The organism is Halomonas sp. V046 (genome assembly GCF_052645355.1).
This window is the reverse complement of the sequence record NZ_JBQXYF010000007.1, coordinates 136,968-155,942: the sequence shown is the minus strand read 5'-3', so window position 1 is coordinate 155,942 and position 18,975 is coordinate 136,968. Positions and strand designations below refer to the sequence as shown.

15 protein-coding genes are annotated in these 18,975 nt (G+C 64.2%); 6 read left to right on the top strand and 9 right to left on the bottom strand.

Annotation, left to right across the window (positions count from 1 at the left end):
- Window positions 1-51: 51 nt before the first annotated feature.
- From ACUN9Y_RS11235 to ACUN9Y_RS11220, 4 genes are all read right to left on the bottom strand, one after another.
- A complete protein-coding gene (locus ACUN9Y_RS11235) occupies window positions 52-2,715 on the bottom strand; it encodes a fimbria/pilus outer membrane usher protein (protein ID WP_445460805.1) in 2,664 nt (887 codons plus the stop codon).
- Window positions 2,716-2,759: 44 nt separating this feature from the next.
- Entirely contained in the window at window positions 2,760-3,494 is a 735-nt protein-coding gene (locus ACUN9Y_RS11230) for a fimbrial biogenesis chaperone (protein WP_445460804.1), read from the bottom strand.
- A gap of 73 nt (window positions 3,495-3,567) precedes the next feature.
- Complete coding sequence (locus ACUN9Y_RS11225) at window positions 3,568-4,110, bottom strand: fimbrial protein (protein WP_445460803.1); 543 nt, start codon at window positions 4,108-4,110, stop codon at window positions 3,568-3,570.
- A 569-nt stretch (window positions 4,111-4,679) separates the two neighbouring features.
- Complete coding sequence (locus tag ACUN9Y_RS11220) at window positions 4,680-6,392, bottom strand: DEAD/DEAH box helicase (protein ID WP_445460802.1); 1,713 nt, start codon at window positions 6,390-6,392, stop codon at window positions 4,680-4,682.
- Between the two features lie 528 nt (window positions 6,393-6,920).
- On the opposite strand from ACUN9Y_RS11220, the gene ACUN9Y_RS11215 reads away from it, so the two are divergent.
- The gene (locus ACUN9Y_RS11215) at window positions 6,921-7,376 is read left to right on the top strand and encodes a YaiI/YqxD family protein (protein WP_445460801.1); all 456 of its coding nucleotides are present in this window, start codon (window positions 6,921-6,923) and stop codon (window positions 7,374-7,376) included.
- Between the two features lie 45 nt (window positions 7,377-7,421).
- On the opposite strand, the gene ACUN9Y_RS11210 is transcribed toward ACUN9Y_RS11215, so the two are convergent.
- Window positions 7,422-8,426 (bottom strand): glutathione S-transferase family protein, encoded by a 1,005-nt coding sequence (locus tag ACUN9Y_RS11210; RefSeq protein ID WP_445460800.1) that lies wholly within the window; start codon window positions 8,424-8,426, stop codon window positions 7,422-7,424.
- A 117-nt stretch (window positions 8,427-8,543) separates the two neighbouring features.
- On the bottom strand, window positions 8,544-9,458 hold the full coding sequence (locus tag ACUN9Y_RS11205; protein ID WP_445460799.1) for a LysR family transcriptional regulator: 915 nt from the start codon (window positions 9,456-9,458) through the stop codon (window positions 8,544-8,546).
- Window positions 9,459-9,894: 436 nt separating this feature from the next.
- Between ACUN9Y_RS11205 and ACUN9Y_RS11200 the strand changes: the two genes are divergently transcribed.
- On the top strand, window positions 9,895-11,616 hold the full coding sequence (locus ACUN9Y_RS11200; RefSeq protein WP_445460798.1) for a peptidoglycan DD-metalloendopeptidase family protein: 1,722 nt from the start codon (window positions 9,895-9,897) through the stop codon (window positions 11,614-11,616).
- A gap of 349 nt (window positions 11,617-11,965) precedes the next feature.
- On the opposite strand, the gene ACUN9Y_RS11195 is transcribed toward ACUN9Y_RS11200, so the two are convergent.
- From ACUN9Y_RS11195 to ACUN9Y_RS11185, 3 genes are all read right to left on the bottom strand, one after another.
- Complete coding sequence (locus ACUN9Y_RS11195; protein ID WP_445460797.1) at window positions 11,966-12,628, bottom strand: MOSC domain-containing protein; 663 nt, start codon at window positions 12,626-12,628, stop codon at window positions 11,966-11,968.
- 77 nt (window positions 12,629-12,705) lie between these two features.
- On the bottom strand, window positions 12,706-13,119 hold the full coding sequence (locus tag ACUN9Y_RS11190) for a VOC family protein (RefSeq protein ID WP_445460796.1): 414 nt from the start codon (window positions 13,117-13,119) through the stop codon (window positions 12,706-12,708).
- 184 nt (window positions 13,120-13,303) lie between these two features.
- Entirely contained in the window at window positions 13,304-14,119 is an 816-nt protein-coding gene (locus tag ACUN9Y_RS11185) for a GntR family transcriptional regulator (protein WP_445460795.1), read from the bottom strand.
- A 376-nt stretch (window positions 14,120-14,495) separates the two neighbouring features.
- On the opposite strand from ACUN9Y_RS11185, the gene ACUN9Y_RS11180 reads away from it, so the two are divergent.
- The 4 genes from ACUN9Y_RS11180 (at window position 14,496) to ACUN9Y_RS11165 (ending at window position 18,960) form a co-directional block, all read left to right on the top strand.
- Entirely contained in the window at window positions 14,496-15,791 is a 1,296-nt protein-coding gene (locus tag ACUN9Y_RS11180) for an NAD(P)/FAD-dependent oxidoreductase (protein ID WP_445460794.1), read from the top strand.
- Window positions 15,792-15,808: 17 nt separating this feature from the next.
- Window positions 15,809-15,994 (top strand): hypothetical protein, encoded by a 186-nt coding sequence (locus ACUN9Y_RS11175; RefSeq protein WP_445460793.1) that lies wholly within the window; start codon window positions 15,809-15,811, stop codon window positions 15,992-15,994.
- Window position 15,995: 1 nt separating this feature from the next.
- Entirely contained in the window at window positions 15,996-17,375 is a 1,380-nt protein-coding gene (locus ACUN9Y_RS11170; RefSeq protein WP_445460792.1) for a Na+/H+ antiporter NhaC family protein, read from the top strand.
- Window positions 17,376-17,484: 109 nt separating this feature from the next.
- Window positions 17,485-18,960: an NAD(P)/FAD-dependent oxidoreductase gene (locus tag ACUN9Y_RS11165; protein ID WP_445460791.1), complete on the top strand. Its 1,476-nt coding sequence runs from the start codon at window positions 17,485-17,487 to the stop codon at window positions 18,958-18,960.
- Window positions 18,961-18,975: the final 15 nt, after the last annotated feature.

Sequence of the window (18,975 nt, the reverse complement as noted above, 5' to 3'; positions counted from 1 at the left end):
GGGCCGGCTGTCTAGGACGAAAGCGGAAGGGCTCGGGTGGTCGGCTCGCGCTCAAGCGTCTCCCGCGCTGGACCGACAGGTCGCCGGTAGCAGCTGATAGGCCTGAGGAGAGGCCTGAGGTGAGACCTGCGGCGAGGCATTGGAGTCCATCGGCACAGCGTAGTCGAGTCGACAGCGCGGCGTCCGTTGCTCGCCCCAGCGCAGGAACAGGCCACGGGTATAGCCGTCAATATTGCGCACCATGCCGATCCCGCCCTGCCCGAGCAAGGTGACGACATGCCCCTCGCTATCGACCACCTCCGCGCCGAAGGGCACGTCACTCTGCACTCGCAGCAGGTAGGGAAAGCCGGCCTCGGTGGCGTAATCGAGTGCGACGATGGCGCCACGCCGCGGGGCCACCCGCTGCGAGTTCATCGTCAGCGCCACCGTGTCGGTCATGGCCGAAGGATCCAGCGAGATGCGGTTGAACTGGTAGGGCGTCAGCCCCGCTACCGCGGCGAGGCCTCGCCCATCGAGGCGAATGTGTGAACTGCTCGACACCGCCGCACCCTTGGCGCCCTCGGCGCGGATGATCGCCATGGTCTCGCCCTGGTCCTCGGTCAGCACGATGCCCTGGCCAAAGGCAATCACGGTGCCGCTGGCCGAGACCGAGCCACTCCAGTAGTCCTCCCCTCGACTGGCGCTGATCCCCAGGCGAACCTGCGAGGCATCGTAGGACAGGTTCGCGCCGATGCTGGTCGCGCCAGCGCCGCCCGCGCCCCCGGAGTGACTGGCATAGGCCCCGTAGCCGAGATCTCGGCGCTGACCGCTCACACGCAGCTGTTCGTCATGACGATCACCAGTGCGATGGCTGTTGGTACTGAGCTGGTGGCTGCCGCCAAGCGGTAGCGAGAGGCTGGCGTAGAGCTCGTTGTCGAACTCTCCGTCGCTTTCGCTGCGCCCCGCCGACAGGCTCAGGGTGCCCCAGGAAAAGCCGTGGCTGAGCCCCATCTGATAGCTTGTCGCCCCGTTCTCGGCGCCCCAATAATCGATCGACGATCCCGACACATAGACATCGCCCAGCACCGGTACGCTTTGGGTCAGGTTCACGTCGAAGCGGTGACGTTCATGGCCGCGGTAACCATTGATGGCTCCCTCGTCACGGCCGCGGGCGGCGTCGCCGAAGCTCAGGTAGTCGCTGCTGGAGAAACGATAGGCGGCGACGGTGAGGTGCGTATCGGTGGCCTGGAAAAGCCTGCTGTAGGTGATGCGATAGCTCTTGCCCACCCGGGTGGCGTCGGACTCGGATTGCGAGTCGGCATCGGCGTCGAGAGTGACCGGCATTGCCGACGCGTGGGACAGGGTGACATCCAGCGCCAAGGCTCCAAGCGACGTCGAAAGCGCCCCGCCAAGAAGCACAGCGCGGTAGTCGTCGGCCAGCTGAGCCCCGCCATAGAGGGTCAGGTGATTGTTCAACCCATAGCGTCCCTCGGCCTGGAGAAAGGCGGGCTCCTCATCGAGGGCATCGTCTCGATAGCGGCCGGCGGCGAGCTGGAAACGTCCAGAACCGGGCCGTAACAGCTGGGCGACCGAGGCAAACGGCACGATAAAACGGCGCTCGTCACCGTCGGATTCCGTCACCGTCACCACCAGATCGGCGGCCACGTTGGTGGCATACAGGTCATCGATGACGAAGGGCCCGGGCGGCACCGTGGTTTCGTAGATCAGAGTGTCACGCTGATGGATGGTCACCTTGGCATTGGTATGCGCAGTGCCGCGCACCACGGGGGCATAGCCGCGCTGCGAAGGTGGCAGCATGGCGTCGTCGCTGGCCAACTGAATACCGCTGAAGGGCACCGATTCGAAGCCAAGACCGGAGGTCTGATACTCGCCCGCGGTAAAGGTCGCCTCCAACGGCGTGACATCATGCTGCAGGTAGGTATTCGTCGAGGCATAGTGGGCATCCTGGCCCTTGCCATCGGTGACGTTGGCATTGTGGCGCAGCCGCCAGCCCTTCAGGTTGACGCCGGCGTTCATCCCCAGATAGAAGCTCTCGCTGGCCGAGTCGCCGTCACGCCGACTGCGGTAGGCATTGGCGTTGTAGCGCACAAAACCCGCCGCCACGCCATCGCGCCAGGCGCTAGCCGGCACGAAGCCTCTGGCCTGGGCCATCACGTAGGCCTGGGGCACGCCCAACTTCAGGGTCATGTGAGGCAGGTCGATGTCCACCTCGATGTCGGGCAGCCACCTGACCGGGTCGAGGCAGCCGTCCTGCTCGGACCGCGGTGTCACGCCTGCCAGACGTTCCCAACGCAACGGCCAGCTCAGGAGACTGTCCCGCGGCAGGCAAACGTGAACGCCGTCGGCGCCGCCCTCTCCGCCACCCTCTCCGCCGCTCTCTCCGCCACCCGCCGCGCGTCCGGCGAGCACCTCTACCGGCTCCCGGCCCAAGTACTCGCCGTTCAGGAACACCTCGAGCTCATAGCGTCCCGGGCTGACCGTCATGCCGCGCTCGAAGCGCACCAGGTCCATGCCCTGGCTCGAGCCCCGCAACAACTGGCTGTTGAAGTGATACTCCCCGCTACCCGGGCCTTGGGCCAGGCAGCTTCCCGCCACCAAGCTCAGGCCAAGGCTGATGCCGAGGCCAAGCGCTAGCCCCGGATTCCGATGAAGCCGCCGGCAGATGGGCAGCCGACAGCATCGTGGCAATGTCGCTGATGGCGGCAAGCTCAGCATTCGCTGCCGTCCGAGGCGGCGAAGAACCTCCCCCTGCCAAGCCATCAGAGGTCAGCGGTCAACGTCTGCGGAACCCCATAATCGTTGATCCAGGAGAATTCCACTCGGCTGCCTAGAACCCCCGAGTTTGTCGTCGGGGCCAGCACGAAGCGCTGATGGCCGTGGGCTGGCACAAGGCCTCCGTCAGCACTCGCCACGACCCTGCCGTCACGGCTGACGCGAATACTCGCAAGCGACACGCTATAAGCACTGTCGTTGTCGACGCCAAGCACATTGGCCTGGCCCGGCTCGATTCCCCAGCGCAGTGCCGCGGGCGCCTTCTCGGGCGAGCCTGCGAGCCCCGAGGGCCTATAGAACAGCTTGATACGGGTACGGTAAGCCAGCTGTAGATGATTGCCGGACGCCGTCGAGGCGTCGCTCGCCGGCACCTCCAGCACGTTCAGCCAATAGACGCTTTCACGGTCTTGCGGGCCCGCGGCACCGAGACTAGCAATACGAATCGCCTGACCGTGCCCTGCGTCAATGCGCATGACCGGCGGCGTCGTGAAGAAAGGCACATCGGCATCGTCGGGCGTGGAGTCCGGATCACCGCGATCGATCCACACCTGCACCAAGGACGGCATCTCGCCATTGTTGGTCAAGTTCACACTGATATCCCGCACGTCGGCGGGATAGATCACCCGGGTGCCTGAGACGATAACGCTGGCCTCGGACAGGACAGCAAAGGCGAGTCCAACAACCACAAGACACCCGGACAGATACCGCTTGAAGGCCACCATGCTTTTCACCCAAGAGACGACGAAGCGAGTGCTTCAGGTCGATGAAGATGCGTTCCACCGACCCGGAAGTCCTCTATTCATAGCTGATGCTATAGACCGCTTGAGACTCCACATTACCGGCCGCCGCCGCTGCCCCGGAGTCGTTTACATATTGCGCGGCATAATGCAAATGGGCTTCCTTTGTCGCATCCGGCAAATCCAGAGCGGTGGAGTCATTAGCCACTAGATCGATCACCGTGCCGGTCTGATCCAGAATCTGAACTTCGACATTGGTCGCCGGCGTGGTCGCCGCAATATTCTTCAGGTTGCCAGTGGTCAGATCGACATTGGTCGGTTCGAAAGCGGCTTTTACCGAGTCGATGGCGTTGGTGCAGTCGGTGACATCGATCGTGAAGCCCGTCATACCGGCGCTTTCGCCATTGTCCAGCAGATCGGTCGCCACATCGGGAAGGGTCACGGTGCCATCCCCGGTACCCGTGCCGTTGATCTGTGTAGTGCAGGTGTTTGCAATGACCTTCCCGGAGATAGTGATGGTGCCCGACGCAGCCATCACTCCTCCCGCCAAAAGAAGGCCAGCACCTGCAATCGCAATACCCATCGATGATTTTATATTCATGGATAATCCCTTTCCATTGTTGGCGTTCCACCACCGCGCGCATACACGCAAATTAAAAACCCATTTAACGCCACCCATTCAACACAACTACATTGTGAAACAATTTATTACATCCGACAAAGGTGGAGACCAACAAGAAAACCCTTATTGACTCAGATCAACGATAAACACGAACAAACAATTGATATTGCACATGCACTTATAGAAACAAAAAAGCCAAATATATGTGCCATTAAAATGGGTCAAAACATTAGACATAGATGACAACAAGACGCCGGCTTACGAAGCGTTCGACGGCCCCGGTAAACGCACTATGCTCGCCAGCGGTCGCTCCCTCCCCCCCGATACCTCACCGGCAATTCCCTATGCCCGTCCCTGTGCCCCCGCCACCTCCCCCAGCCCTGCCCGCAGCCAGCCCCTCAAGACGACGAGAGGCCGAAGGGTTTCCCCTCCGGCCTCTCGTGTGACGATCGTGCTGTGAGCCGTGTCAGGTCTCGCTTGATACCCGACTCCCGGCGCTCCGGGCTAGGCGGCCGCCAGGCTCAGGCGCCGAGTGTCTCTTCGGATGATCAGGCGCGGGTCTGGCGACGCACCGGGGCATCGTCGTTGCTGCGACGGCGCGGAGCGCGATCCGCCGAGCGGTCTTCGCTGATTTCCAGCGGACGACCGGCGACGCGGGCACGCCCCATCTTGGCCAGGATGCTGGCCGGCAGGCCGTTAGGCAGCTCGACTACGGAGAAGGCATTGCGGATATCGATGCGACCGATACGTGCGCCTTCGATACCCCCTTCGTTGGCCAAGGCACCGACCAGCTGGCCGGGCTTGACGCCGTCCTTGTGGCCGACGGAGACGCGATAGCGGGTCATGCCTTCGCTCGGACGGTCGTCACGACGACGCGGCGGCTTGCCATCGCGAGATGCACCACGATCGTTGCGATCGTTGCGCTCCTTGCGCGGAGCCTGCAGACGGCCGATGGGGGCCTCGTCGGCACGCGCCAGGGCAGAGAAGGCACAGGCCAGCTCGATCGGATCATAGCCTTCCTCGACCAGACGCTCGATCAGCGCACGCTGCTCGTCGGCACCCTTGGTGACCGCAGCGATGGCGCGCTGATGGAAGACGTTGTCGCGATGGGCACGGATGGCAGCCTCGTCGGGCAATTCCATGACGCTCATCTTCTGACCGGTGGCCTGCTCGAGCCACCCCACCTTGCGGCCTTCACGGAAGCCGGCAAAGGTGATGGCGATGCCCGAGCGACCGGCACGACCAGTACGACCGATACGGTGAGTATAGGCCTCACCGTCCTGCGGCAGGTCATAGTTGATGACGTGAGTGATACGCGGCACGTCGAGGCCACGGGCGGCGACGTCGGTGGCGATCAGCACGTCGACCTTGGCGCGCTTCAGACGCGTGATGGTGCGCTCGCGCAGGCTCTGGTCCAGGTCACCGGACAGGCTGGCGACGTTGACGCCGCGGGCAGAGAGCTGCTCCATCAGCGTGGTGCAGGCGGCACGGGTCCGCACGAAGACGATGGCCGCATCGACCGCCTCGACTTCGAGGATCCGCGACAGCGCCTCGAGCTTGGCGCCGCCGTCGACGCGTACCAGACGCTGTTCGATGTTCTCGGCCGTGGTCGTACGGGCTTCAATGGCAACCTTGACCGGGTCGACCAGGTAGCGATTGACGATGCGCTCGATTTCGCTCGGCAGGGTCGCCGAGAAGAACACCCGCTGCGCTTCCTTGGGGGTATCGGCGACGACGCGCTTGACGTCATCGATGAAGCCCATGCGCAACATCTCGTCGGCTTCGTCCAGCACCAGGGCGCTGAGGCCGGTCAGCTTGAGGCTGCCACGATCGAGGTGATCGATCACACGGCCGGGGGTTCCCACCACGACCTGGGCGCCACGACGCAGAGCGCTGAGCTGCTCGCGGTATTCCTGGCCACCACATAGGGTCGCCACTTCCAGCCCCTTGAGGTTCTGGCCGTACTTGGAGAACGATGCAGCCACCTGCTGAGCCAGTTCACGGGTCGGTGCCAGCACCAGCACCTGGGGCTCGCGGCGATCGAGCTCGAGGCGCGACAACAGCGGCAGAGCGAAAGCAGCGGTCTTGCCGGTGCCGGTCTGGGCTTGGCCCAGCATGTCGCGGCCTTCCAGCAAGGCTGGAATGGTCTGTGCCTGAATGGGCGAGGGAATCTCGTAGCCCAGGGTCTCGATGGCGGAGAGAACGGCAGGCAGCAGGGCCAGTTCACCGAAAGACGGTGAGGCGACAGTCGTCGAGGTCATGAATCACACCTTGGTAGGCCGGGGTCACCGGCAAAAAACATGGTTGGCGTCCCTGACGCAATCGACCCTCATCGAGTCGGCAATACGGCCAGGGGCCCTGCTTTACAGGACCGATCTCTATACGTCATTACTACGGAGTCGGGGACGCCGGTCGCACCAGGCATCGGCCGAGCCATTCGATCGTGAATGGACCTCAGAGCCGTTGTGGCGACCGTCTGCGCCGATCTCGCCCGGGTGGCAAGATCTCGTTTGGCGCTCCATCTTCACAGTTCCAACGCGCTTGGCGCGTTACAGCGAGCGTCTGGCCTCCGCGATACTTGGTCGGAGGAGGTCGCTGCGTCATGATGGTGGGGTCAGCACATGCGAGGAGCGCGCATGCTACCATTGGCGAATGCACCTGGCTAGCCTTTTCGACTTGGACACTGCAGCATCCGCGTCAAGGACCACTACGACACGCCCCTTCGCCGCCCCGCAGACCCGCCCTGCGAGGGCGCCTTCCCGCGCACAAACACCTTGGAGCCCGCTGTCATGCCGACCCTCTGGGTAGACGCCGACGCCTGCCCTCGCGTTGCTCGCGACATCATCGTCCGCGCCGCCGAGCGAACCGCCACGATCACCTGGTTCGTCGCCAATCATCAGATCCCCCTGCCGCCCTCGAAGTGGGTCAAGAGCCTGGCGGTCAGCCACGGCTTCGACGCCGCCGACAACGAGATCGTCGCCCGACTGGTGCCGGGCGACCTGCTGGTGACCGCCGATCTGCCGCTGGCCATGGAGGCCCTCGACAAGGGCGGCATGGTCATGACCAATCGCGGCGAGGCCCTGACACGAGACAACATTCGCGCCCGCGTCCAGATGCGCGACTTCATGGAGACCCTGCGTGCCAGCGGCGAACACACCGGTGGTCCCAAGGGCTACGCCGACAGCGATCGCCGTGAGTTCGCCAATGCGCTCGACCGCTGGATGGCCCGCCACGTCAAGCGTTGAGGTTATCCCCTCGCGGCAAGCGCCCAGCGCCTGGCCGGTTCCGCGTCAGGCATGACGCCGAATGCCCTCACCGGGAAGCCGCTCGCGATCATGGCTGCGTTCCAGTGCCAGAATCGGCCCCAGGGGCACAATGGCGTTGGGGTTGATGGTGGCGTGGCTCTTATAATAGTGGCGCTGGATGTGGTCCATGTTCACCGTCTCGGCGATTCCCGGCCATTGGTACAGCTCGCGCACGTAGTTGGCCAGGTTCGGGAAGTCGTCGATGCGTCGCAGGTTGCACTTGAAGTGTCCGTGGTAGACCGCATCGAAACGCACCAGGGTCGTGAATAGCCGAATGTCGGCCTCGGTCAGCCAGGCGCCGGCCACGTAGCGATGGTTGGCAAGCCTTGCATCCATGCGTTCGAGCGCAGCAAACAGCGCCGCCACGTGCCTTTCGTACACGTCCTGATCGGTGGCGAAACCTGCCTTGTAGACGCCATTGTTGATGTGGTCGTAGACGTCCTGGTTGATCTCGTCGATGGTCTCGCGCAGATCCTCGGGGTACAGGTCCAGATCGTTGCCCGTGATCCCATCGAAGGCGTCGTTGAACATGCGCACCAGTTCGGCGGACTCGTTGTTGACGATCTGCCCGCGCTCCTTGTCCCACAACGCCGGCACGGTCACGCGTCCGGTGTAATCCGGGTCGGTGCGGGTATAGAGCTCATGATGAAACCTCACCCCGTTGACCGAGTCGCCGCTCGAGCCTTCCTCCTCGTTGTAGGTCCAGCCCTTGTCGTGCATCAGCGGACTGACGTGGGAGACCCCGATCAAGCCTTCCAGTCCCTTGAGCTTGCGCATGATCAGTGTCCGGTGCGCCCAGGGGCACGCCAGCGAGACGTACAGATGATAGCGATCACGCTCCGCGGGCAGGCCCGGCTGCCCGTTCGGCCCCGGAGCGGCGTCGGCGGTCACCCAATCGCGTAGCTTGGCGGATTCGCGAACGAACTCACCGCCACTGGTCTTGGTGTCGTACCACTGATCGTGCCATTCACCGTTGATCAAGAGTCCCATCGCAACCTCCTTTGCCTGGCGTTGGCGCCTGCACGCAAGCGTATCGACGCCCTTTACTGTGGATAGCCCCAGGATAGGCCGATAAATTCGAACAACAAGCGCAGCATTTCGCGACATTTATTCGAATTTATCGATGTATTGTTCCGATGGGCAATCGGCCACTGCCCCCTTGAGGTGCTCGGCCATGGCCCGCGTCGCGGGCCCCGCCCGGTCGAGGTCACGAAGGATCATCTGGATCGGCACCTGCCGCGTGCCACCGGCCAGCAGCGCCAGGGGCTTCAGTGCGCCCGCCTCGAGGCGCTCCTGGATCCGGGTGACCGGCAACCAGGCGAAGCCCAGGCAGCGCTCGACCATATCCAGCGAGGTACCGATATGGCTGACGGTCCAGCGCTGTTCGGCCTTGAGCCACCCCGAATCCCTGGCCTCACGTTGCGACGAATCACGCACCACGATCTGACGGTGGCGCTCGAGATCCCGCAGGTCCAGCATCCGCTCAAGCCGATGCAGCGGGTGGTCGGGATGGGCCACCGCGATGAAGGGCACGCTGACCAACGGCTCGCCGAGAAAGCCCTGGGCGGCGAGCCCGGACACCACCAGGTCGGCGCGCCCGTCATAGAGCATCTCGATGCCCCCATTGAGCACCGACTCATGCAACTGCAGCCGCACATGAGGGAAGCCTGCCGAAAATGCCTCCATGGCCCGGGCCAGCGCATCGGCGGGAAAGATCTGGTCGACGCTGATCACCACTTCCGCCTCCAGCCCCTGCTTGAGCCGCTCGGCGATGTCTTCCAGCGCCTCGGCGCCTTCCAGCAGTTGTCGCGCACGGCGCAGCAGCAACTCCCCCGCCTCGGTCAGGCGCACCTGTCGCCCGACGGGCTCGAACACCTCTACCCCTAACTGCTCCTCGAGTTTGTGCACGGCGTGGTTCAGGGTCGAAGGGCTCTTGTGAATCGCCTCCGCGGCACGCGCAAAGCCACCATGGTCGACCACGGCGGCCAGCGTCTGCCACTGAGCGAGGGTTACACGGGACATTTTCGAATCCTTCGAATGTGGTCGACAGTATCTCCGCATCAATTTTCGATAAAATCGATAAAAGATGCCAGTCATGCCCCCTACGCGACCATCGGGCCCTCGGTCGCCCGCTGCCCCGTCGCGGGACGGTCCGCGGCGGATACCGTGCAGCTCCATCCCTTCTACGCGGTACCTCGGAGCGCTCCTCCCCTCCCCAATAAGGGGGGTTGCAATACCGGCTCGTCAGGTGTCAAATAGATCTACATTAATAAACAGCGTTCGCATACCTCCTCGTGAGCGCTTCCTACCGCTAAAAGCGGCGTCGTCAGGGCTTTTCCCTGGACCCGCCCGCTATTTCTGTATGTACATACAGTCTAGGCATGCCATACGCCATGGGTTATGGTGATGTAGCCTTTATCTATATACGTTCCTCTTTTTTATATATGGCCCGTTACCCATGATGCGAATCCTTCGTTCGCTGCCCCGCACGCATAAGTTGTTACTGTTACCTGTTGCCACCATGGTCACAGTGCTGGGCGCTCACAAAATCGTCACCACGTATGAAGACGCACAGCGCGATAGCGAACCGCTTAATACCGTTCTGGTTCCGCTGAGCGACACCGCCACCCCCGGCTTGCCCTCGCTGACCTTCGACCGCACGCCAGTCGCGGAAGCCATCGACCTCGCCATCGACGCTACCCGACAGCACGTTCCCATCTCCCAGCTCCAGGCCCGCGAGATCGTCGACGTCAACTTCGTCGACGAGGCCGAAGCCAATGATGAATTCGAAGCCGCGATGCGGTCGTCGTCGAACCTGACCGCCGCTTCCTTACAGGCAGCTGAGGCCTCCTCGCCCCCTGCCGTCCTGGCACTCGACGAAGGGGCCCGTCATATCGCCATCGTCGTCGGCACGGTCGCCAGCGGCATGCTCGACGATACCGCCATCGCGGTCGCCAGCGACGCCACCTCGTACGAGGACGTCAGCGAGGACGAACTCGAGCTCTTCGACGAAGGCCCGGTCATTCTCGACGAAGAAATCGCCGCCAACGAGCCATACGTACCCACCTGGCAGACCTACCGCGTGCGCCAGGGCGACACCTTCGCCGAGATGGCCGAGAAATCTCTCGGCCTCGGCTACAGCGAGGTCATGGCCCTGCTGGAAGACATGCCCGACCAGAATGTCCTGACCCGCTGGCGAGTGGGCAGCACCTTCGAGTACCAGCTCGACGAACAGGGCCGCCTGCTCGCCCTGCGACTGATGAAGAACGTGCGTGACGGCTATCTGGTCGAACGCGATAGCGACAGTGGCAACTTCGATATCGCCACCATCGAACGTGCGGGCGAGGCCTCACAGCGCCTCTACGCCGGCACGGTCAGCGGCAGCTTCGCCCGCTCGGCCCAGGCCGCCGGCCTGTCCAGTGCCGAGGTCAGCGAGATGGCCGAAGTGCTCGAGAAAAAACTCGATTTCCGCCGCGATACCCGTCGCGGCGATCAGTTTCGGGTCCTGGTCGAATCCGACATCATCGACGGCCAACGCCTGGATCCGCGGGTATTGGCCGTGTCCTACGAAGGGACGCGCATGAACCTCACCCTGGTGCGCAACCCTGAGGACAACCATTTTTATACGCCCGATGGCGAGAGTCTCGACCCGGCCTTCAACCGCTACCCGTTCGGCGGCCAGTACCGGATCAGCTCCAACTTCAATCTCAACCGCCGTCACCCGATCACCGGTCGCATCAGCCCCCACAAGGGCACCGACTTCGCCATGCCGATCGGAACCGAGGTCGACGCACCGGCCAATGGCCGCGTCGAGAAGGTCGGCAATCACCCGCTGGCGGGACGCTATATCGTGATCCGCCATGACAACGGCTACAAGACGCGCTACCTGCACCTGTCCAAGCCGCTGGTGTCGACCGGGGACCGCGTGACCATGGGTCAGCAGATCGCCCGCTCCGGCAACACCGGCCGCAGTACCGGCCCTCACCTGCACTATGAAGTCATGGTCAACAACAACCAGGTCAACGCGATGCGCGTCGCCCTGCCGGAGAACCAGAGCCTCGGTGGCGATGCACTGGTGGCCTTCAAGAGCGACACGGCCCCGGCGATCGCGGCCCTGGAAACGGGCCAGCCTGGCACCATCGTCGCCCTGGCAAGCGGCAACGAGGAAGAGGACAGCTAACCCTGGCCAGCAGTCCTGCCACAACGAACGACGACGCCCCGCTCAAGCGGGGCGTCGTCGTCTGGTCTGGCCTGCCCTGTCGGGGTCGAGCAGCGGGGCCGTGTCGATGGCTAGTGCCGCGACTGGCCGCTCCATCGGCTGGCTGCTGCCGTCGCCCCGTCCGTCCCGGTGCCGGTCGCTGCCGCTGTCGCTCGCGCCTAGCCCTGACGCCCGTGCCTAGCCCTGACACCCGCGCCTAGCCCTGACATCCGCACCTAGCCCTGGCGCCCGCACCTAGCCCTGACACCCGCACCTAGCCCTGACACCCGCACCTAGCCCTGGCGCCCGCACCTAGCCCTGACACCCGCACCTAGCCCTGGCGCCCGCGCCAGTAGTCCATACGCCGCGTCAACTGGTCCTTCCAGTGCTGAGCCAGCGGCGCCACGGCCCTAAGCTCTGCCATCTGCTCCAGCGCGGCCCGGCGATCTTCCAGGACCCTCCAAGTCGCCGCCACGGTCCACCTCTCGGGGCCACGCTCGACGAGTTCGATGCCCGGCTCGGGGGGGACCCAGCCTTCTTCCACCACCCGATACAACCAGCCCATCTTCGCCTCCAACATGAAGGCCCGCGCCAACCCCGGATGACCGACCCGCGCGTCGACCTTGCTGCACGGCTGGCGTGGCTGAGTCACCTGCACCAGAGCCTCACCGACCCGAAAGACATCGCCGATGCGCACCTGGTTCTCGTCGGCGCCATAACTCGCCAGGTTCTCGCCCAACACCCCAGGCAGCCAAGGCTCACCGCCCTCCCCGTAGCGCGCCTGCCAATGGCTGTAGTGGTCGGCACAGTACTGACACAGGGCGCGATCCGGTCCCCCGTGGTCCTGCTGATTGGCCTGGGAATCATCGGCCAGGCCGAGGCGGCCCAGCCACTGTGGCTCTCCGGCGGCGACCTTGAAGATACCGCTATGCTCACCGAAACCGGGCAAGATACGAGGCTCACTGACGAAGGGTCCGTAAACGCGGGAAAACATCCGTTTCTCCTGTTGTGATTCACCAACGCCGCCACCGGGCGCTGACCACCTTGACGTGCCCTGAGGCACCGCGACCGTCACGGCGTCGGCACATCGCAGCTCACCATCCAGGCGATGCCGAAGCGATCGACCAAGGCGCCGAAACGCTGGGCCCAGAAGGTTTCCTGCAGCGGCATCTGGATCTCGCCACCATCCACCAGCGCCGCGTAGACCCGCTCCGCTTCGTCGATACTGTCGACATCGACGCTCAGTTGCACGCCCGCCATCGGTGCGAAGGAGCCGGCCGGGCAGTCCGAGCCCATCAGCAGCCAGTCCCCTATCTTCACCTGCATATGCATCACGCCATCGGGATCGGTTCCCGGCATCTCATTGCCCGGCGGTGCCTCGCCGAAGCGATGTAGCTCACCGATCTCACCGCCCAGCACCTCGGCGTAGTAGCGAAATGCTTGCTCGCATTGCCCATCGAAAAACAGATAAGGATGCATGTTCATCGTGACGTTCTCCTGGTGGCATGGCTCGACACTGGCGACGAGTGCACGAGGTCGCTCGAGCGTTCGTTTCTCGGCGACTCGCCTCGGGGTCCGGGGCTCGCCTTGGGGCCACGACGCCCCGACGAGCCCTTGGAACCAAGCCTATGCCATGCTCGGGAAAATCACCCGTTCAGGATGGCACAGGTTAGTCGAGCAGCATCATGCCCTGCTCGATATCCGCCGCAATCGCCGCGCAGAAGCCAGCGCTATCACCGCGCCGAAGGGCCTGGGTGATCTCTCGATGGTGATCGTCGGCGATACTGGATGCCCCCCAGCGCGTGCAGATGTAGCGCATGCTGGGGCCATACTGCAACCACAGGATCTCGACGAGCGGCAACAGCACGGTGGAGCCGCTGAGGCGATAGATGTGGAAATGAAAGCGGTGATTATTGCGCATATAGCTCTGAAGATCCGCCGCAGAAATGGCCGTATTGATGCCTTCATCGAGAGCCTCGAGCACACCGATATCGGCGTCGGTGATATTGGCAAACGCCTGACGGGCCACTTCGGTCTCGAGATTGCGGCGCGCAAACAGCACCTCCTCGAAACGACCACGAGACAAGTGCGGTACGATGATCTTGCGGCTATCGGAAAACACCAGCGCCCCCTCGGTCACCAGCCAGCGCAAGGCTTCTCTGGCCGGCATGGCACTGGTGCCATACTCCGCCGCCACGCCACGAATCGAAATCACCTCACCCGGCGTGAACTCACCTTCACACAGGCGCAGCCTGAGGGCTCGATGCAGTCGCGTGGACGCCGTATCCGGCGAGTAGGGCGAGTACGGCGGCGCGGACTCCGGCTCCCCTTGACCATCACACGCCGTCCCTGACACGAAGATGTCAGGCGCTGTCGTCTCCGGCTCTGCCATTTCAGCGCCTGTCACGTCATCGCGCGTCGCTGACGCGCCGGTGGCGGAGCGCGCTGCGCGCAAGGCGTCCCCGGTGGCAGTACGTCGGGTCATGGATTTCCTCTCGATCAATGGCACAGTGAGCCGGCATGGCCGCCCACGAAGTCGACACAGTGACCTCGATCCTACCCCAATCTCGACGCCTGTTCCCATTGCCTTGCGCGCGCTCATGGATCGCCTTGCCCACCCTTCCCGGTGACATGGCGCGCGCTCCCGCCACTCCAGCTCAGCCGGTCAGGCAGCGTGTATCTGCGCGCCATGGCGTCTTGCACCATCGCAGCGCCCATCGTCCCTTGCGCGGCGGTCTCCCGGCGCCATCGACGCGGGCCTCGCACGCTTGTGCGGGCCTCTAGCGCTTGTGCGGGTCACGCGGCGCTGCTAGTGTGATCACACACTTGTGATCACACCCGTCCGGCCTCAGGAGAGCCCCATGCCGCAGCCTAGCCCCCGCTGTGCCTCGTACTACTCGGCAACGATCCATCAGGAAACCGACTACCCCCGCCTGGAGGGCGATCATCGCGTCGACGTGGCGATCATTGGCGGCGGCTTCACCGGTATCAATACGGCACTGGAGCTTTCCGAGCGTGGCTACCGCGTGGCTGTGATCGAGGCCAACCGAGTCGGCTGGGGCGCCAGCGGACGCAATGGCGGCCAGGTCACCGGCAGCCTCTCGGGCCAGGATGCGATGCTCAAGCAGCTACGCCGTACCCTGGGAGCCCAGGCCGATGACTTCGTCTGGAACCTGCGCTGGCGGGGCCACAGCATTCTGCGCCAACGCGTCGAGAAGTACGCCATTGACTGCGATCTAAAGTTCGGTCACCTGCAGGCGGCCTACAAGCCGAGCCATATCGACGAGCTCAAGCGCGACCACGAAGCCTCACAACAGCATGAGATCGGTCGCCATGTGCATTGGCTGGACGCGGCGGATACCGCCAAGGTCATCGGCACGGAGCTCTACCACGGCGCGATCCGCAACGACTTCAACATGCACCTGCATCCGCTCAACCTGTGCCTGGGAGAAGCCCGGGCGGCGGTGAGTCTTGGCGCCCAGATCTTCGAAAACTCCACGGTGATCGACATCGTGCATGGCGACACGCCGGTGGTGGTCGGTGATCACGGCCGGGTGACCGCCGACGCCGTGGTCCTGGCCGGCAACGCCTACCATCGCCTGGAGCGCCGGCGCCTGGGCGGCAAGCTATTCCCGGCGTCGCTCGGCATCGTCACCACGGCGCCGTTATCGGCCGAGCAGCAGGCGTCGGTCAATCCCGAAGACCTGGCGGTCTACGACACCCGTTTCGTACTCGACTACTACCGCCTGACCGCCGACGGCAGATTATTGTTTGGCGGCGGCGCCAACTACTCCGGCAACGCTTCCGAGGATATCGGCGCCGAACTACGGCCACGCCTCGAGCACACCTTCCCCCAACTCAAGGACGTGGCGCTGGACTTCCAGTGGCAGGGCATGGCCGGCATCGTCATCAACCGTATTCCACAACTCGGCAAGCTCTCGCCCAAGGTGTTCTACGCCCAGGGCTACTCCGGCCACGGCATCGCCACCTCCCACATCGTCGGGGAGATCATGGCCAAGGCCGTCAGCGGTCAGCTGGAAGAATTCGACCTGTTCGCCGACATGCGCCACTGGCGAGTCCCGTTCAGTGACCGTCTGGGCAATGGGCTGCTGGCCGCGGGCATGTGGTACTACCAGCTTCGCGAAAAGCTGCGCTGAGCCCCGGCGTAGCCGGTATGCCAGGCGCCTTTCCCGGCATCGGGGCCGACGCCTGGACAAGGACCAACGACAACGACAACGACAACACCACCATGTCCCAAAGCGCTCAAGACAGCGTGATCGTCGCGGCTCCCTCCGCCTGCGCCGCCATGGCCAGGGCGGCGCCCACGCCGAGCGAAAACAACAATTCCGAGGAGACCTGAGATGGAAGACTTTTTTCCGGTAAGCGAGGGCATTCTGGTCCTGCTGCCCACGGCCGTGGTACTCGTCCTGGCGCTATGGACTCGCCGTGCCCTGGAACCACTGGTCGCGGGCGCCTTCGTCGGCACGCTGCTGATCGATCCCGGCAATGCCCTCAGCACGCTCTCCGACAGCCTGATCACGGTGATGACCGACGAGGACGTGGCCTGGGTGATCATGGTCTGCGGCCTGATGGGATCGATCATCGCCTTGCTGCTGAAGTCCGGGGCCTCGCGCTCGTTTGCCGAAAGCCTTCTGCGCTACATCACCGACAAGCCCAGGGCGTTGATGGGCTGCTGGTTCATGGGCATCGTGCTGTTTGTCGACGACTACCTGAATTCGTTGGCCGTGGGCACCTCCATGCGCCAGGTCACCGACCGCTTCAAGACGTCGCGGGAGATGCTGGCCTACGTCATCGACTCCACCGCCGCGCCAATCAGCGTGCTGATTCCGATCTCGACCTGGGCGGTGTTCTTCGGCGCCCTGATCGAGAAGAACGGCATCGCAGCGGACGGACAAGGTGTCTGGGCCTATATCCAGGCCATTCCCTTCATGTTCTATCCGTGGATCGCCGTGGCCATGGTGCCCCTGGTCGCCTACGGCAAGATTCCGCTGATGGGCCCCATGAAGCGCGCCGAGCTGCGCGCCCAGAACGAAGGCAAGTGCGTGCCCCCGGGGGCCGAGCACATCGACGAGGAAATCGCCCACCTGCAGGCCGAAAGCACCACGAAAAGCAGCATCTGGATGTTCCTCGCGCCCATGTTCTCGCTGGCCTTCTTCACCTGGTGGTTCGACCTCGACTTTCTGATGGGCATCTTCGTCACCCTGGGCGGCATGATCGTGGCCTTCATCGCGCTGAAGAAGCTCACGCCTGGGCAGACCTTCGACAACATCCTCGAGGGCTTCAAGTCGATGCTCGATGCCCTCGCCGTGCTGGTCGCCGCCTTTCTGTTCAACGAGGTCAACACCATCCTCGGGCTCAACGAATTCATCATCAACAGCGTACAGCCGCTGATCACCGCGGAGGTACTGCCGTTCATCATCTTCGCCCTGATGGGCTTCGTCTCCTTCGCCACTGGCTCCAACTGGGGGGTATTCGTCATCATCTTGCCGATCGTCACCACCCTGGGGCAGAACCTGGGCGCCGACATGACCCTGGTGATCGGCGCCACCCTGTCGGCGAGCACCTTCGGTAGCCACGCCTGCTTCTACTCGGACGCCACCGTCCTGACCGCCCAGGCCAGCGGCTGTACGCCCTTCCAGCACGCCTTCACCCAGCTACCCTACGCGCTGCTGGCGGGTGCGATCGCTGCGACCGGCTACCTGGTGCTGGGCTTCGTCTGATCGGCGCCATCACGGCACGAGCCACAATGCCACCCGACATACCGTCTGCCCGCGGGGCAGGCGGTCTTCCCTCGCCCCTGGCTCACCCAGCTGACCTCGAAGGACTCCCATGGACGCCCCTCACCTCACTTCTCGCCAACCAGCGACAGGCCAAGCCTCCCCCCACCAGGAGACGCCGAAGACCCGCGACAGCGCCATCTACTGGAGCGCGAGCCAAGGCGAGCCTTGTCCCGCCTACGCGCCCCTCGAGGGGCACCAGCACGCCGACGTGGTCATCATCGGCGGCGGCTTCACCGGGCTCTGGAGCGCCTTCTACCTGAAGCGCCAGGCGCCAGAGCTTGCCGTGACGGTGCTCGAAGCACAGCGTTTCGGACATGGCGCCTCGGGACGCAACGGCGGCTGGGTGGTTGGCAACCTGGCCGGCCTGGAACGCCACCTCCACGGACTGAACCGCGATCGGCGCGAGGCCTGCTGTCGCTTGCTCGCCGACAACGTCGATGCCATCGGCGATACGCTTCGTCGAGCGGGGATCGACGCCGAGTTTCACAAGGGTGGTGCGCTCTACGCCGCAGCACGCTATCCGGCCCAGGAGGCGATTCAGCGCGACTATTTACAGCACCTGTTAGCCCTTGGTCATGACCCGCGCGACTGCCGCTGGCTCGATGCCGACGAGCTCACCACCCAGGCCCGCTTTCGTGATGCTCGCGGCGGCATCTTCCACCGCCAGGTCGCGACCCTGCACCCACGCCGGCTGATCAATGGCCTGGTCCGACGCCTCGAGCAGATGGGCGTCGTGCTCCACGAAGACAGCCGCGTCATCCGCCTGGGCGAGCGCGAAGTCACCACTGCGCGAGGCCGCGTGGGCGCCACCACCGTGATCTGTGCCACCGAAGGCTACGGCGAGCAGTTGGCGCCGCTGAACCGCCACCTGATACCGGTCCAGAGCCTGGTGATCGCCACCGAACCCTTGTCGACCGAGTGCTGGGACGAGATCGGCCTGGCCGACCGCCCCACCTTCGCCGACGCCAGTCGTCTGATCAACTATGGCCACCGCACCCAGGATGGGCGACTCGTGTTCGGCGCTCGGGGCAACTATCGATTCGGGGCCAGACCACGCCACACCGAGGGCATTGACCCCGCCGACATCGCCATGCGCCGCGACCTGCTCGTCGACCTGTTCCCGGCCCTCGACGGCGTCGAGATCAGCCACGGCTGGGGCGGCTCATTGGGGCTCTCGCGCAGCTTCCGCCCACACGCCATCCATGACCCGGGCAAGGGGCTGGCCACCGCCGGCGGGTATGCCGGCGAAGGCGTCGCTGCCTCCCACCTGATGGCGCGCACGCTGGCCGACATGATTCTCGGCCGCGACAGTGAGTTGACGCGGATGCCGTGGGCCTTCGCCGGCCAAGGCCTCGACCAGGTCATCAAGCGCTGGGAGCCGGAGCCGCTTCGCTGGCTCGCCGCGCAGACGATTACCTGCAGCTATGCCCAGGAAGAAAAGCTGATGCAGCAGCGCAAGCATCTACCGCTGGTGTCGCCTGCTCTCACGCGCCTCAACGATGCCTTCGCCTCGATCATCGAGTAGCGACGAACATTTTCG

Bases quoted from the DNA above. Each gene is read 5' to 3' on its own strand.
- ACUN9Y_RS11230 (WP_445460804.1), bottom strand. From the start codon at position 3,494: ATGGTGGCCTTCAAGCGGTATCTGTCCGGGTGTCTTGTGGTTGTTGGA.
- ACUN9Y_RS11235 (WP_445460805.1), bottom strand. From the start codon at position 2,715: ATGCTGAGCTTGCCGCCATCAGCGACATTGCCACGATGCTGTCGGCTG.
- ACUN9Y_RS11185 (WP_445460795.1), bottom strand. From the start codon at position 14,119: ATGACCCGACGTACTGCCACCGGGGACGCCTTGCGCGCAGCGCGCTCC.
- ACUN9Y_RS11195 (WP_445460797.1), bottom strand. From the start codon at position 12,628: ATGTTTTCCCGCGTTTACGGACCCTTCGTCAGTGAGCCTCGTATCTTG.
- ACUN9Y_RS11225 (WP_445460803.1), bottom strand. From the start codon at position 4,110: ATGAATATAAAATCATCGATGGGTATTGCGATTGCAGGTGCTGGCCTT.
- ACUN9Y_RS11170 (WP_445460792.1), top strand. From the start codon at position 15,996: ATGGAAGACTTTTTTCCGGTAAGCGAGGGCATTCTGGTCCTGCTGCCC.
- ACUN9Y_RS11205 (WP_445460799.1), bottom strand. From the start codon at position 9,458: ATGTCCCGTGTAACCCTCGCTCAGTGGCAGACGCTGGCCGCCGTGGTC.
- ACUN9Y_RS11220 (WP_445460802.1), bottom strand. From the start codon at position 6,392: ATGACCTCGACGACTGTCGCCTCACCGTCTTTCGGTGAACTGGCCCTG.
- ACUN9Y_RS11210 (WP_445460800.1), bottom strand. From the start codon at position 8,426: ATGGGACTCTTGATCAACGGTGAATGGCACGATCAGTGGTACGACACC.
- ACUN9Y_RS11180 (WP_445460794.1), top strand. From the start codon at position 14,496: ATGCCGCAGCCTAGCCCCCGCTGTGCCTCGTACTACTCGGCAACGATC.
- ACUN9Y_RS11190 (WP_445460796.1), bottom strand. From the start codon at position 13,119: ATGAACATGCATCCTTATCTGTTTTTCGATGGGCAATGCGAGCAAGCA.
- ACUN9Y_RS11200 (WP_445460798.1), top strand. From the start codon at position 9,895: ATGATGCGAATCCTTCGTTCGCTGCCCCGCACGCATAAGTTGTTACTG.
- ACUN9Y_RS11215 (WP_445460801.1), top strand. From the start codon at position 6,921: ATGCCGACCCTCTGGGTAGACGCCGACGCCTGCCCTCGCGTTGCTCGC.
- ACUN9Y_RS11165 (WP_445460791.1), top strand. From the start codon at position 17,485: ATGGACGCCCCTCACCTCACTTCTCGCCAACCAGCGACAGGCCAAGCC.
- ACUN9Y_RS11175 (WP_445460793.1), top strand. From the start codon at position 15,809: ATGCCAGGCGCCTTTCCCGGCATCGGGGCCGACGCCTGGACAAGGACC.